12 protein-coding genes are annotated in these 13,769 nt (G+C 71.9%); 10 read left to right on the plus strand and 2 right to left on the minus strand.

What is annotated here, in order from left to right:
- Positions 1-67: 67 nt before the first annotated feature.
- The 9 genes from Pta02_RS35685 (at position 68) to Pta02_RS35725 (ending at position 11,061) form a co-directional block, all read left to right on the plus strand.
- The gene (locus Pta02_RS35685; RefSeq protein ID WP_239131492.1) at positions 68-844 is read left to right on the plus strand and encodes a TIGR03936 family radical SAM-associated protein; all 777 of its coding nucleotides are present in this window, start codon (positions 68-70) and stop codon (positions 842-844) included.
- A 95-nt stretch (positions 845-939) separates the two neighbouring features.
- On the plus strand, positions 940-3,708 hold the full coding sequence (locus tag Pta02_RS35690; protein ID WP_203879439.1) for an Rne/Rng family ribonuclease: 2,769 nt from the start codon (positions 940-942) through the stop codon (positions 3,706-3,708).
- 280 nt (positions 3,709-3,988) lie between these two features.
- Positions 3,989-4,291 (plus strand): 50S ribosomal protein L21, encoded by a 303-nt coding sequence (gene rplU, locus Pta02_RS35695; protein WP_068925702.1) that lies wholly within the window; start codon positions 3,989-3,991, stop codon positions 4,289-4,291.
- 19 nt (positions 4,292-4,310) lie between these two features.
- Positions 4,311-4,568: a 50S ribosomal protein L27 gene (rpmA, locus tag Pta02_RS35700; RefSeq protein WP_049575729.1), complete on the plus strand. Its 258-nt coding sequence runs from the start codon at positions 4,311-4,313 to the stop codon at positions 4,566-4,568.
- 120 nt (positions 4,569-4,688) lie between these two features.
- Positions 4,689-6,041 carry a GTPase ObgE gene (gene obgE / locus Pta02_RS35705; protein ID WP_203879440.1) on the plus strand — a complete coding sequence of 451 codons (1,353 nt, stop codon included), beginning with the start codon at positions 4,689-4,691 and terminating at the stop codon, positions 6,039-6,041.
- A gap of 195 nt (positions 6,042-6,236) precedes the next feature.
- A complete protein-coding gene (proB, locus tag Pta02_RS35710; protein ID WP_239131493.1) occupies positions 6,237-7,370 on the plus strand; it encodes a glutamate 5-kinase in 1,134 nt (377 codons plus the stop codon).
- A 19-nt stretch (positions 7,371-7,389) separates the two neighbouring features.
- Complete coding sequence (locus tag Pta02_RS35715; RefSeq protein ID WP_203879441.1) at positions 7,390-8,676, plus strand: glutamate-5-semialdehyde dehydrogenase; 1,287 nt, start codon at positions 7,390-7,392, stop codon at positions 8,674-8,676.
- Positions 8,677-9,008: 332 nt separating this feature from the next.
- Complete coding sequence (locus Pta02_RS35720) at positions 9,009-9,200, plus strand: hypothetical protein (RefSeq protein ID WP_203879442.1); 192 nt, start codon at positions 9,009-9,011, stop codon at positions 9,198-9,200.
- 94 nt (positions 9,201-9,294) lie between these two features.
- Positions 9,295-11,061 carry a serine/threonine-protein kinase gene (locus Pta02_RS35725; RefSeq protein WP_239131494.1) on the plus strand — a complete coding sequence of 589 codons (1,767 nt, stop codon included), beginning with the start codon at positions 9,295-9,297 and terminating at the stop codon, positions 11,059-11,061.
- A gap of 48 nt (positions 11,062-11,109) precedes the next feature.
- Here the strand turns inward: Pta02_RS35725 and Pta02_RS35730 are convergent, their stop codons facing one another.
- Both Pta02_RS35730 and Pta02_RS35735 read right to left on the minus strand, forming a co-directional pair.
- Positions 11,110-11,883 (minus strand): neutral zinc metallopeptidase, encoded by a 774-nt coding sequence (locus Pta02_RS35730; protein WP_203879443.1) that lies wholly within the window; start codon positions 11,881-11,883, stop codon positions 11,110-11,112.
- Positions 11,884-11,969: 86 nt separating this feature from the next.
- Positions 11,970-12,995, minus strand: coding sequence for a M48 family metallopeptidase (locus tag Pta02_RS35735; RefSeq protein WP_203879444.1), 1,026 nt, complete (start codon positions 12,993-12,995; stop codon positions 11,970-11,972).
- A gap of 74 nt (positions 12,996-13,069) precedes the next feature.
- Here Pta02_RS35735 and nadD point away from each other — a divergent pair, with 74 nt between their 5' ends.
- Entirely contained in the window at positions 13,070-13,690 is a 621-nt protein-coding gene (gene nadD / locus Pta02_RS35740; RefSeq protein ID WP_203879445.1) for a nicotinate-nucleotide adenylyltransferase, read from the plus strand.
- The last annotated feature ends 79 nt before the right edge of the window (positions 13,691-13,769 follow it).

The raw sequence follows: 13,769 nt of genomic DNA on the forward strand, positions 1-13,769 counted from the left end.
GTCGCGATTCAGAAAGGACGGTAGAGCTCTGAAACCCGCTCCCGACGGCCCTCCGCCCGCGCCCCCGGTGCAGCGCCTGCGCGTGCGCTACGCCAAGCGCGGGCGCCTGCGCTTCACCAGCCACCGTGACATCTCCCGAGCCGTCGAACGGGCGGTACGCCGGGCCGAGGTCCCTGTGGCGTTCAGCGCGGGCTTCTCACCGCATCCGAAGATCTCCTACGTGGGGGCGGCCGCCCCGACCGGAGTCGCCAGCGAGGCCGAGTACCTCGAGATCAGCGTGACGCGGCAGTGCGATCCCGGCCGGCTCAAAGCCGCCCTGGACGGCTCGCTGCCACCCGGTCTCGACGTTCTCGACGTCGTCGAGGCGGGTTCGGGGAGCCTGGCCGACCGCCTGGAGTGCTCGGCGTGGGAGTTGCGTCTGCCGGGAGCCGACCTCGCCCTCGCCGCGGTCGCGGTCGAGCGGTTCAACGCCGCCGAGCGGATCGAGGTGGAGCGCCTGACCAAGAAGGGGATGCGCCGCTTCGACGCGCGGGAAGCGGTGCTGAGCCTGACCACGGCCGAGGGGAGCGGGACAACAGCAGGTCAGGCGATCAGTCAGTCATGTGTCATACTTCGCATGGTTGTACGGCACGCAACTCCTGCCGTTCGACCCGACGACGTCCTCACCGGACTGCGTCTCGTGGCCGACTTCGCGCCGCCGTCACCCCCTGAGGTGACCAGGCTGGCGCAGGGGCCGCTGGACGTGCGAATCGGTGGCCCCGTCGACCCGTTCGACCTTGACCGCGACACTTCGCGCGGCGGCGAAACGGGACCGGCGGGCGGGCACGTCGACGGCGACCTATAGGACTTGGCGCCGGGCGCACGCCCGGCGGACAGCGAGAGACGAGAGCTCCCGCGCGGCGCGGAGACGCGCCCGGGAGCTGACGGGAGAACGCCCGCATGCTCGACAACGAGCCCAATGCCGGGGCCAACGGCCCTGCCGGGGATACAACAGAACAGCCAGCCCAGCCGACGCGCCGTCGCAGGGCCGCCAGCAGGCCCGCCGGTCCTCCGCCGGAGGATCCGGAGCCCGGGAGCGCACCGCCGGTCGTCACCGTGACCGCGGCGGCAGCGGCTGCCGAGAGCACGGTGAGCACGGCCGGGCAGCAGGAGACGCCCGCCGGGGAGGCCCCTGCCGAGGAGGCGCCCAAGCGCGCCGCCCGGCGCCGGACGACGGCCGCCGCCGGCACCACCACGCGGCGCGGCCGTACGAAGAAGGCCGACGCCGAGCAGGCCGAGGCTCCCGTGACCGCCGCGCCCGCCGAGGCCGAGGCGGCGGCAGAGACGGAGACGGAGACGGAGCGGCCGGAGAGCGAGGCCCCGGCCGCGCAGGAGGAGGCGCCCGCGCCCGCTCCGGCCAAGCGGACCCGCTCGCGCAAGAAGGCGGTCCAGGAGGAGCCTGCGCGCACCGAGCCGGTGCCGCTGGAGCCCGACCCGTCGCTCGACCTGACCGAGGCCGAGGCCGAGGAGGTCGCCGCGTCCCTGCTGCTGGCCATGCCCGCCGACGAGCCGCTCGACGACGAGCCGGCCGGCGAGGACATCGTGGAGGAGCCGGGCGACCTGTTCACCGACCCGTTCGGGCTGACCGCGCAACGGCGCGCCGAGGTGCCGTCGGTGACCTTCCAGGCGCCCGCCGCGGTCTTCCAGCCGCTCTTCCAGGCCCCCGACCCCTACCGCGCCGAGCAGCCGCAGGCCCGCCCCGCTCCGGAGCGGCAGCCCGAGCCCGCCGAGGCGGAGGTTGAGACGGCCGAGGAGCCGGAGGAGACCGAGGACGAGGAGATCGAGGGCGACGAGGGCGGCGGCCGTCGCCGTCGCCGCCGCCGGGGAGGCCGCGGCCGCGGCCGGGCGCGCGAGCTGGACGAGGCCGAGGAGACCGAGGCCGAGCCGGCCGAGGAGGAAGAGGAGACCTCCGCGGAGGCCGAGGGCGAGGCGGAGGAGGGCGGCAGCTCCCGCCGTCGCCGCCGCCGGCGCCGCCGCGGCTCCGACGACGCCGTCGAGGCCCAGGACGACCCGCCGAACACCGTGGTGCGCATCCGCGCGCCCCGCGCCGGGCGCAGCACCTCGATGGACGAGGTGCAGAGCGTGCGCGGCTCGACCCGGCTGGAGGCCAAGAAGCAGCGCCGCCGCGAGGGCCGCGAGCTCGGCCGCAGGCGTCCTCCGATCATCACCGAGTCGGAGTTCCTGGCCCGCCGCGAGTCCGTCGAGCGCATGATGGTGGTCCGCCGCACCGGCGGCCGCACCCAGATCGCGGTGCTGGAGGACGACATCCTCGTCGAGCACTACGTCGACCGCGAGGCGAGCCAGTCGTACGTCGGCAACGTCTACCTCGGCAAGGTGCAGAACGTCCTGCCCAGCATGGAGGCGGCGTTCGTCGACATCGGCAAGGGCCGCAACGCGGTGCTGTACGCCGGCGAGGTGAACTTCGACACCGCGGGCCTGGAGGGCCAGCCCAAGCGGATCGAGGCGGCCCTGAAGTCCGGGCAGTCCGTGCTCGTCCAGGTCACCAAGGACCCGATGGGGCACAAGGGCGCCCGCCTGACCTCCCAGATCAGCCTCCCCGGCCGTTACCTGGTCTACGTGCCCGACGGCTCGATGACCGGCATCAGCCGCAAGCTCCCCGACAAGGAGCGCACCCGGCTGAAGGGCATCCTGAAGAAGGTCATGCCCGAGAACGCCGGTGTGATCGTCCGGACCGCCGCCGAGGGCGCCTCGGAGGAGGAGCTCGGCCGCGACGTGGCCAGGCTCTCGGCGCAGTGGGACAACATCCGCCGCAAGGCCAAGTCGGCCAGCGCGCCGGAGCTGCTGTCCTCCGAGCCCGACCTGACCGTCCGGGTGGTCCGCGACGTCTTCAACGAGGACTTCGCCTCCCTGGTCGTCCAGGGCGACGAGGCGTGGGAGACGGTGGACGAATACGTCCGCTACGTCGCCCCGCACCTGGCCGACCGCCTGACCAAGTGGGACGAGGAGGGTGACGTCTTCTCGGCCTACCGGATCGACGAGCAGATCTCCAAGGCGATGGAGCGCAAGGTCTGGCTGCCCAGCGGCGGCTCGCTGGTGATCGACCGGACCGAGGCGATGACCGTCGTCGACGTCAACACCGGCAAGTTCACCGGGCAGGGCGGCAACCTCGAGGAGACCGTCACCCGCAACAACCTGGAGGCGGCCGAGGAGATCGTGCGCCAGCTCCGGTTGCGCGACATCGGCGGCATCATCGTCATCGACTTCATCGACATGGTGCTGGAGAGCAACCGGGACCTGGTGCTGCGGCGGCTGCTGGAGTGCCTGGCCCGGGACCGTACCAAGCACCAGGTCGCCGAGGTCACCTCCCTGGGCCTGGTCCAGATGACCCGCAAGCGGGTCGGTCAGGGCCTGCTGGAGGCGTTCTCGACCGTCTGCGAGTGCTGCAACGGGCGGGGCCTGCACATCTCGACCGAGCCGGTCGACGGCAAGCCCGAACCGCGCGGCACCCAGGGCAAGATGGCCGTGGAGAAGAGCGTCGCCGAGAAGCTGGGCGGCAAGGAGGGGTCGAGCGCCGTCGCGGCCGGGGACCAGTCCGGGCGTGATACGGTGACCGATGCGCTCGTCGACGTCCAGGCTGACGACGCTCAGAGCGCACAGGCCTCCGGCCGGGGACGGCGACGCTCCCGCAAGACCAAGCCGGCCGACTGATCAAGGCCAAAACCGGCCGACCGATCGGGGCCCCGCGGCGCCAGAGCGCCGCGGGGCACGACCAGGTCGGGTCCGGTGACCGTCGGCGCGCGGGTCGCGCCGGCACCCCGACGTTCCGCCCGGTTCGACCAGGCCGCCGTAGTCCGGTACCCTGATGAATCGGTGCGCTCGTGGCGCGCCCTGTTCGCGCGCCTACCCGGTTCGTCGGTCAGACAAGTGACCGCAGCCGGATGCGGGGCGCAGCATCCAGCGAGCATTGAGTCAGAAGAAGGGTTCCGCGGTGTACGCGATCGTTCGTTGCGGCGGCAGGCAGCAGAAGGTCTCCGTCGGTGACGTCCTCGAGGTGGACAAGGTCGCCGGCGAGGTCGGTTCCACGGTTACGCTGCCGACGGTGCTCGTCGTCAACGACGGCGACGTGACCACCGAGGCGGGCCGGTTCACGGTGGCCGCCGAGATCCTCGGCGAGACCAAGGGTCCGAAGATCCGCATTCTGAAGTACAAGAACAAGACCGGTTACAAGAAGCGCCAGGGTCACCGTCAGCGGTACACCCAGGTGAAGATCACCGGCATCAACCAGGCCTGAGTTTCGGGAGTTTTGCGAGATGGCACACAAGAAGGGCGCGTCGTCCACTCGGAACGGCCGTGACTCCAACGCCCAGCGGCTCGGCGTGAAGCGCTTCGGCGGCCAGCTGGTCAACGCCGGTGAGATCATCGTCCGCCAGCGCGGCACCCACTTCCACCCGGGCGACAACGTCGGCCGTGGCGGTGACGACACGCTGTTCGCGCTGGCCGCGGGTCACGTGCAGTTCGGCACCAAGCGCGGTCGCCGCGCGGTGAGCATCGTCCCGGTCGCGGAGTAGATCCGCACCGCAAGACGTTGAGGACAGGGGTGGATCGCGTTGCGCGGTCCGCCCCTGTTCGTGTTGTGAGACGGGATCCCGGCAGGCGAGATCCCGGTAGATGGGGGTAGGAAAGCAGACATGCCGGACTTTGTGGACCAGGTGGTCCTGCACATCAAGGCCGGTGACGGGGGGCATGGCTGCGCCTCTGTCCATCGGGAGAAGTTCAAGCCGCTGGGCGGGCCCGACGGGGGCAACGGCGGCCGGGGCGGCGACGTGATCCTGGAGGTGGACCGCAACACCGCCACGCTGCTGGACTACCACCGCCGCCCGCACCGCAAGGCCGACAACGGCAAGCAGGGCTCCGGCTCCAACCGCGACGGGGCCAACGGCGAGGACGTCATCCTGCCCGTGCCCGACGGCACCGTGGTCAAGGACGCCGCCACCGGCGAGGTCATCGTCGACCTGGTCGGCGCCGGCACCCGCTACGTCATCGCCGAGGGCGGCCACGGGGGTCTGGGCAACGCGGCCCTGGCCTCCGCCAAGCGCAAGGCTCCCGGTTTCGCGCTGCTCGGCGAGCCCGGCGACGCGCTCGACGTGATGCTGGAGATGAAGAGCGTCGCGGACGTGGCGCTGGTCGGCTTCCCGAGCGCGGGCAAGTCCTCCCTCATCGCGGCGCTCAGCGCGGCCCGGCCGAAGATCGCCGACTATCCGTTCACCACCCTGGTGCCCAACCTCGGCGTGGTCACCGCGGGCGACACGGTCTTCACCGTGGCCGACGTGCCCGGCCTGATCCCCGGCGCCTCCGAGGGCAAGGGGCTCGGCCACGAGTTCCTGCGCCACGTCGAGCGGTGCAACACGCTCGTGCACGTGATCGACTGCGCCACCATGGAGCCGGGCCGCGACCCGATCAGCGACTACGAGGTGATCGAGGCCGAGCTGGCGGCGTACGGCAAGCTGGAGGACCGGCCGAGGCTGGCCGTGCTCAACAAGGCGGACGTGCCCGACGCCCGCGAGCTGGCCGACATCGTCCGGCCCATGCTGGAGGAGCGGGGCCTGCGGGTCTTCCAGATCTCCGCGGCCACCCACGAGGGTCTCAAGGAGCTGACCTACGCCATGGGCGAGATGGTCGCCGCGGCCCGCGCCGCCGCCCCCGTCCCCGAGCCCACCCGTCTGGTGATCAAGCCGCGGCAGCTCGGCGAGGCCGGTTTCACCGTGCGGAAGGTCGGCGAGAACACCTTCCAGATCACCGGCAACAAGCCGGAGCGGTGGATCCGCCAGACCGACTTCACCAATGACGAGGCCGTCGGCTACCTGGCCGACCGCCTGGAGCGCCTCGGCGTCGAGGAGGAGCTCGCCAAGGCCGGCGCCAAGGCCGGGGCGGAGATCGTCATCGGCCCGATGGAGGGCGGCTACGTCTTCGACTGGCAGCCCACGCTCAACGCCGAGGCCGTGCACCAGGGGCCACGCGGCACGGACAACCGGCTCGGCTAGCTCTCATGCCCGCGAGGCCGGTCTCGCGTCCGTGCGGCCGGTCTCGCGTCCGTGCGGCCGGTCTCGCGTCCGCGCGGCCGGTCTCGCGTCCGCGCGGGCGGCTGCGGGGCCGTACGGCTCGGACGGACCCGGACCGACTTGGATAATCTGCTCACGCCCGCCCCACCCTCTCGAAGTCCCTGAAAGGTGCGTCCTGTGACTCCGGCGACCTCCGCCCGCGACCGGATCCGTACGGCCTCGCGCCTCGTCGTGAAGGTCGGGTCGTCCTCGCTCACGACACCGCAGGGGACGATCGACGTCGACCGGGTGGACGCCCTGGTCGACGTGCTCGCCGCCCGACGTACGGCCGGCACGCAGATCGTGCTGGTCTCCTCCGGCGCCATCGCGGCGGGTCTCGGCCCGCTGGGCCTGTCGGCCCGGCCCCGGGACCTGGCCACCCAGCAGGCCGCCGCCTCGGTCGGCCAGGGCGTGCTGGTGGCCCGCTACACCTCCTCCTTCGCCCGCTACGGCCTGCGCGTCGGCCAGGTGCTGCTGACGGCCGACGACATGATGCGCCGCGCGCACCACGTCAACGCCCAGCGCACGCTGAACCGCCTGCTGGAGCTGGGCATCGTCCCGGTGGTCAACGAGAACGACACCGTGGCCACCGACGAGATCCGCTTCGGCGACAACGACCGCCTCGCCGCGCTGGTCGCCCACCTGACGCACGCCGACGCGCTGGTGCTGCTGTCCGACGTGGACGCGCTCTACGACGGCGATCCCCGCCGTCCCGGGGCGCGCAGGCTCGCCGACGTGCGCGGCCCCCAGGACCTGGCCGGCGTCGAGCTCGGCAAGGGCGGCGCGGTCGGCACCGGCGGGATGATCACGAAGGTGCAGGCGGCCCGGATCGCCACCGGCGCGGGGGTGCCCGTGGTGCTGACCGCCGCCGCGCACGCCGCCCAGGCCCTGGCCGGCGCCGACATCGGCACCTACTTCCACCCCGACGGCCGTCACCCCGGCACCCGGCTGCTCTGGCTGGCCCACGCCACCACCGGCCGCGGCCGGCTCCACCTGGACGAGGGCGCGGTCGAGGCCGTCGTGGCCCGGCGCAAGTCGCTGCTGCCGGCCGGGGTCACCGCGGTCGAGGGCGACTTCGCCGCCGGGGACCCGGTGGACCTGTGCGGGCCGCACGGCCACGTGGTCGCCCGCGGCCTGGTCAACTTCGACGCCGCGGAGATCCCCGACCTGCTCGGCCGCTCCACCCGCGAGCTGGCCAGCACTCTCGGTCCGGAATATGAACGCGAGCTGATCCACCGTGACGACATCGTCATACTGGAGCCCACCTACTAGTCCCCTCCCTGGAGCGCACATGTCCGAGGATTTCCTGAAGGTAGCCCTGGCGGCTAAAGAGGCCGCCGCCGAGCTGGCCCCGCTGCCGCGGGCGCCGAAGGACGCCGCGCTCCGGGCGATCGCCGACGCGCTGGTGACCCGGTCCGCCGAGATCGTCGAGGCCAACGCCCTCGACGTGGCCAAGGCCCGGGAGAACGGCACCTCCGCATACATGATCGACCGGCTCAGCCTGGACACCGGGCGGATCGAGGCCATCGCCGAGGCGGTGCGCCAGATCGCCGACCTGCCCGACCCGGTCGGCGAGGTGCTCCGCGGCAGCACGCTGCCCAACGGCCTGGAGCTGCGCCAGGTCCGGGTGCCGCTCGGCGTGATCGGCATCATCTACGAGGGCCGCCCCAACGTCACGGTCGACGCGGCCGCGCTCTGCCTCAAGAGCGGCAACGCCACCCTGCTGCGCGGCTCCTCCAGCGCCTATGAGTCCAACACGGTCCTGGTGAGGATCATGCAGGAGGCGCTCGCCGGCACCGAGGTCCCGGCGGGAGCCGTACAGCTCGTGCCCGGGCAGACCCGTGACTCGGTCAAGACGCTGATGAAGGCGCGCGGCCTGGTCGACGTGCTGATCCCGCGCGGCGGCGCCTCGCTGATCAACTCGGTGGTGGAGGAGTCCACGGTCCCGGTCATCGAGACCGGCGTGGGCAACTGCCACGTCTACGTCGACGCCGACGCCGACCTCGACCTGGCGCTGGAGATCCTGCTCAACGCCAAGACGCAGCGGCCCTCGGTCTGCAACGCGGCCGAGACCTTCCTGGTGCACGCCGCCGTCGCCGACGCCTTCGTGCCGCGCGCGCTGGCCGCCCTGGCCGAGGCGGGCGTCACGGTGCACGGCGACGGGCGGATCGCCTCCCACGGCGAGGGCGTCGTCCCGGCCACCGAGGAGGACTTCGGCACCGAGTACCTCTCGCTGGACATCGCCGCCGCCGTGGTCGACTCCCTGGAGGACGCGGTGGCCCACATCAGGAAGTACGGCTCCGCCCACACCGACGCGATCGTCACCCGGTCGGTCACCGCCTCCCGCAGGTTCGTGGCGCTGGTCGACTCCGCGGCCGTGGCGGTCAACGCCTCCACCCGCTTCACCGACGGCGGCGAGTTCGGCTTCGGCGCCGAGATCGGCATCTCCACCCAGAAGCTGCACGCCCGCGGCCCGATGGGCCTGCCGGAGCTGACCTCCACCAAGTGGGTCTACACCGGCGAGGGCCACCTGCGCACGTCCTCGGGCACGATCATCGCCTCCTGCCCCAACGCCTGACCGCGAAAGGGCGCCGGGAGCCGCCCGGCGCCCTCTTCCACGATCACGGCCTCCCGCGAGGGGGCGCCGGTGAACCAACCGAGGAACGCCCGCAGCCCGCGAGGGGGCGCCGGTGAACCAACCGAGGAACGCCCGCAGCGAAGCGAGGACGTGACGAGGGCGGGAGCCGGATCGAGGAGCCCCCGAGCCGCCGTGCGCAGCGCGGCCATGGACACAGCCCCCGAGCCGCCGTGCGCAGCGCGGCCATGAACAGGTAAAGCGCCTCGCCGCTCAGGGTATGTGACCGCGTGTCGCACCCGGGGGGCGTGGCAGGCGTGGCTTGACTGGCCCGCATGGACACCGCGATCGCATTGCTCTTCATCGGCGCCGTGCTGTTCGGGGCCGACCGGGTGATGGTGTTCCTGGAGAGCCGGGGACACGTGTACTGGAGGCACAGGAAGCGCCGGGACCTGGACGCGGAGCCGGTCGCCGAGCTGGAGAGCATGCTGGCGTCCCCGGAACGGGAGCCCGCCGGCCGGTCGTGACGCGTTCCCCCGCCGTTCCTCTCGCTGATCTTCCTTCTCGTACGGCGCGCCGCCGGGAGATCGGCCGTCCCCGCCCGCTAAGGTGTGGTCTCCTATGGCTGGAGGGCGGGTGGGCAGGCTCGGGCGCGTCGGGCCGTACACACTGGTGGAACGTCTCGGCAGGGGCGGGATGGGCGAGGTCTACCTCGCCACGACCCGGCGGGGTGAGCACGTCGCGCTCAAAATGCTCCATGACGCCGTCGACGCCGACGCCGAGGCCCGCATCCGGCTCGAACGCGAGGTCCGCGCGCTGCGCCGGGTCGAGAGCCCCTACGTCGCCCGGGTCCTCGACGCCGACCTCACCTGCGACCGGCCCTACATGGTCATGGAGCACATCGAGGGGGACACCCTCCTCGACCGGGTACGGCGCGGCGGCCCGCTGCGCGGCGCCGACCTGATCATCCTGGCCCAGGGACTGGCCGCCGCCCTGGCGATCATCCACGCCGCCGGGGTCGTGCACCGCGACCTCAAGCCGGCCAACATCCTGGTCGGCCCGTCGAGCGAGCCCGTCCTGATCGACTTCGGCATCGCCCAGGTGCTGGACGCCACCCGGCTCACCATGACCGGCACCTTCCTCGGCACCCCCGGCTACGCCGCCCCAGAGCTGTTCGCCGACGAGCCCGTGGGCGAACCGGCCGACGTGCACGCCTGGGCCGCCACCGTGGCGTTCGCCGCCACCGGCCGCCCCACCTTCGGCCGGGGCACGGTCGAGGCGCAGATGTACGCCGTCCTCAACGGCCAGGCCGACCTGAGCGGCGTCCCGGCCATCCTGCTGCCCCTGCTGCGCGCCGCCCTGCACCGCGAGGCCGCCAAGCGCCCCACCGCCGCCCTGCTGTCGGCCCGCCTGGCGCGGCTGGCACGTGCCACCCCGGCGAAGCCGGCGGCCACCCGCCGGGCGGCGGTGAAGCCCTCGGTGCCGCCCCCCGCCGAGCCGGTCTCCGCGCCCCTCCCCGAGAAGGCGGGCTCGCGCAAGACGGGGCCGTCGACGGCCAGGAAGACGGAGCCCCGGGCCAAGACCGGGGCGAAGACGGAGAGCCGGGCGGAGCCGGGAGCCAAGCCGGAGACCCGGCCGGAGTCCTCACGCGCGGCCCGTCCCGCGGACAAGGAGCCCTCGCGTGCGGGCCGCCTCGCCGACAAGGAGCCCTCGCCCGCCGTACGGCCTGCGGACAAGGAGTCCCCGCGCGCGGCCCGCGTGCAGGCCAAGGAGGCACGGCGGCCCGCCGCGGCCGCCCGGGTGGCCTCCAAGGTCCGGCGGGCGGACGTCGCCTCGGCGGCGGAGGCGGTGCCGGACGACTCCCGGGGACCGCTGCCCCCGGGGAACATGGCCCTGGTCCTGCTCGCGGTGCTGGCGGTGCCCTGCGTGGTGGCCTCGGTGATCTGGCCGCTGGCGACCTTCGCGGTCACCGGGCTGTTCGCCGTCCTGGCCCGCACGGTCTGGACCGGGCACTGGCTGGTCAGGAAGCGCAAGTCCGCCCGGGTACGGGGCGCGCTGCGGGTGCTGGGTTTCCCGCTGACGTTCACGGGCTCGCTGGCGACCGCCGTTATCTGGCCGGGCCTGCCCGCCGCGGGCCTGGCCGCCGTCGCCCTCTGGCTGGCCCTGGGCGGGTCGCTGCCGGTCGAGTGGTGGCAGCGACCCGCCCCGGTCGCCGTCGCGGGCGTCGTGTTCGGGGTCGTGTGCGGGGGGATCGTCGGCCGCGAGGTGGAGCGGGTCGGCTCCGGCCTGCCCGACCTGCGCAAGGAGGGGCTGCGGGCGCTGGCCGTCCTGGGCGGGTTCGTCGCCCTGTGCACGGCGGCCGTACGGGTGGTGGCGCTGGTCCTGTGAGGGCGGCGAGGCGGCGTTCCTCACAGGACGGGTCGTGTCTCGACCTGGTCAGGCGACCTTGGAGGCGGGGGCGGCCCAGGTGTTGCAGGAGGCGGGGTCGCCGGTGGTGTAGCCGCGTGTGGTCCAGTAGGCCATGGTGCTGCCCTTGCCGTAGACACGGGGCTCGCCCTTGACGTCACCGCTGCGCTTCAGCATGCTCTGCAACTCCTTCCAGTCCTTGTCCGAACGGTCGAGGGAGGGCCAGACACTCCGCATGAACACGCCGCTCAGGCAGCTGGTCTGCAGGAAATTCCGCCGGATCTGCTCGTTCATCTCGTTCTTGTTGGCGTACGGCACCTTCTGGTAGGCCTTCTCGACGCCGACGAGGTCCTGGACGTGATAGCCGTACATCTGGGCGATGACGTAGAACTCCCAAAGGGTGTCCGTCTGTCTGACCCAGTCCTTTCCGATCTGCACGACGATGGTGTTCGAGGCCGGGCAGTGGTACATCATCGAGCTCTCTTTGGCGATCGTGTAGCCGCAGAACTTCCTGGGGATCTTCCCGAACTTCAGGGTGGGCTCGCTGAACGGCAGCCCGGCCTGGGTCAGGTGCGTCTCCCAGGCCGTGTTCAGGCAGTCCTGGATCCCGGCCCAGTACTTCCTGGCCAGGGTCAGATCGCCGTCGTTGATCGGCGGTTCCTCGCACTCGGTCTCGGCGATCTCGCCGGACTCGTAGAGCGCGTTCTTCGTCAACTCCTTGTCCTTGATCGGGTAGGCGTGCGCCGTACCCGTCAGAAGGAGCCCTGCCACGCCGGTCAGAGCGATGATCGTGCGGATTCTCATGGACCGGCACAGTAGAGCATTACCCATGGGCGTACAAAAGGCCCAGGAGATGAACTCCCGGGCCTTTCACGTGAAGGTATGGAGATCTAGTTGCCGTCGCGGCGGGCGAAGCGGTTGAAGATCCGCTCACCGGCGTTGGCCGCGCCCTCGGCCACGTCGCGCAGCACGCCGATGAACGGGTCCTGCGACTGCGACCACGACTCGCGGTAGGAGCGGGCCGCGGCCTTGACCTCCTCGGAGATCTTGGCGTTGGAGTCGTCGGCGCGGCGGGGGTAGGTGCCGGCGAGGATCGCCTCGTACTCTCCACCGCGGCGCCACTTGTCCAGCTCGGCGACGCGGGAGACGGCGAACGGGTGGGTCGTGCCCAGCAGGTTGAGCACCTTCAGCAGGCCGTCGCGCACGTCGCCGGCCGTGTCGTACTCGCGGGCCTGGTCGAGGAAGGCCTCGATGTTCATCTCGTGCAGGTGCGAGCCGCCGGCGAGCTTCATCAGCGCGCGCAGGGCGGCGTCGGGGTCCTGGCCGACGAGCAGGCCGCCGCGGTCGGCGGAGAGCTCGGACTTGCGGTGCCACTCCTCCAGGCCCGCCACGATCGCGCGCAGGCCGATGTAGCCCAGCGGGATCCAGGCCACGCGGGCGGCCAGGCGGGTGAGGATGTCCAGCATGGTGCGGTAGACCGCGTGGCCGGACAGGATGTGGGCGGTCTCGTGGCCGATGACGAAGCGCTGCTCCTCCTCGTCCATCAGGTTCAGCAGGCCGGTGGTGACGACGATGAACGGGTCGTCGAAGCCGATCGCCTTGGCCTGGACCTGCGGGCTCTGCTGGACGTAGACCTCAGGGATGCGGTGGAGGTCGAGGACGTAGGCCGCGTCACGGCCCATGTCGTGCAGTGCGCGGAACTGGGTGTCGCCGGTGCGCACGGCGGAGGCGAGATAGATCAGGCGCAGGCGGCGTTCGCTGACAAGGCCGGACATCTGCTTCAGGACCGTGTCGAATCCGCTGAGCGACCGGAGGGCGACCAGCGCGGACCGGTCTGCGGGATGTTCGTAAGCACGAGAGCTGATGCCGGGAAGCTGCACGCGGTTGCGATCCGGGGTGGTGGTCATGTCCGGCATGCTACGTCGGGCACGCCCGTCACGCGCGGGGGGTGATTAAAAGCCCCGTACGGCTTGCGCGTATGGTCCGTTCCATGACGAACGCGCCGATCAGCCGGGGGAAGCGCCGTCTGGGCGTCATGGGTGGCACCTTCGATCCGATCCACCACGGCCACCTGGTCGCCGCCAGCGAGGTCGCGCACCACTTCGACCTCGACGAGGTCGTCTTCGTGCCGACCGGCAGGCCCTGGCAGAAAGCCGACAAGGTGGTCTCCGCGGCCGAGGACCGCTATCTGATGACCGTCATCGCGACCGCGTCCAACCCCCGTTTCTCGGTGAGCCGGGTGGACATCGACCGGCCGGGCCCGACCTTCACCATCGACACCCTGCGGGACATCTCCGACCTGCACGGCCCCGAAACGGACCTGTACTTCATCACCGGCGCGGACGCACTCTCCCAGATCCTGAGCTGGCGCGACGCCGAGGAACTGTTCACCATCGCCCACTTCGTCGGAGCCACCCGCCCCGGCCACCACCTCCACGACCCCGGTCTCCCCGAAGGCCGCGTCAGCCTCCTGGAGATCCCGGCCCTGGCCATCTCCTCCTCCGAATGCCGCCAGCGAGTGGCCGCCGGAGAGCCCATCTGGTACCTGGTCCCCGACGGCATCGTCCAATACATCAACAAGCGCGGCCTCTACCAGGACAAGGACGACTGACCAGGGCTTTCCGTCATCGGTCGCTCGGGGGAGGGCGCGTCGGCGGCCCGCGTGCGGTCGTCGGCGTGCATACGCGCGT

It is taken from the genome of Paraplanobispora takensis (assembly GCF_016863195.1).
Taxonomy (GTDB): Bacteria; Actinomycetota; Actinomycetes; order Streptosporangiales; family Streptosporangiaceae; genus Planobispora; species Planobispora takensis.

Bases quoted from the DNA above. Each gene is read 5' to 3' on its own strand.
- Pta02_RS35690 (WP_203879439.1), top strand. From the start codon at position 940: ATGCTCGACAACGAGCCCAATGCCGGGGCCAACGGCCCTGCCGGGGAT.
- rpmA (WP_049575729.1), top strand. From the start codon at position 4,311: ATGGCACACAAGAAGGGCGCGTCGTCCACTCGGAACGGCCGTGACTCC.
- obgE (WP_203879440.1), top strand. From the start codon at position 4,689: ATGCCGGACTTTGTGGACCAGGTGGTCCTGCACATCAAGGCCGGTGAC.
- Pta02_RS35715 (WP_203879441.1), top strand. From the start codon at position 7,390: ATGTCCGAGGATTTCCTGAAGGTAGCCCTGGCGGCTAAAGAGGCCGCC.
- Pta02_RS35720 (WP_203879442.1), top strand. From the start codon at position 9,009: ATGGACACCGCGATCGCATTGCTCTTCATCGGCGCCGTGCTGTTCGGG.
- Pta02_RS35725 (WP_239131494.1), top strand. From the start codon at position 9,295: ATGGCTGGAGGGCGGGTGGGCAGGCTCGGGCGCGTCGGGCCGTACACA.
- Pta02_RS35730 (WP_203879443.1), bottom strand. From the start codon at position 11,883: ATGAGAATCCGCACGATCATCGCTCTGACCGGCGTGGCAGGGCTCCTT.
- Pta02_RS35735 (WP_203879444.1), bottom strand. From the start codon at position 12,995: ATGCCGGACATGACCACCACCCCGGATCGCAACCGCGTGCAGCTTCCC.
- nadD (WP_203879445.1), top strand. From the start codon at position 13,070: ATGACGAACGCGCCGATCAGCCGGGGGAAGCGCCGTCTGGGCGTCATG.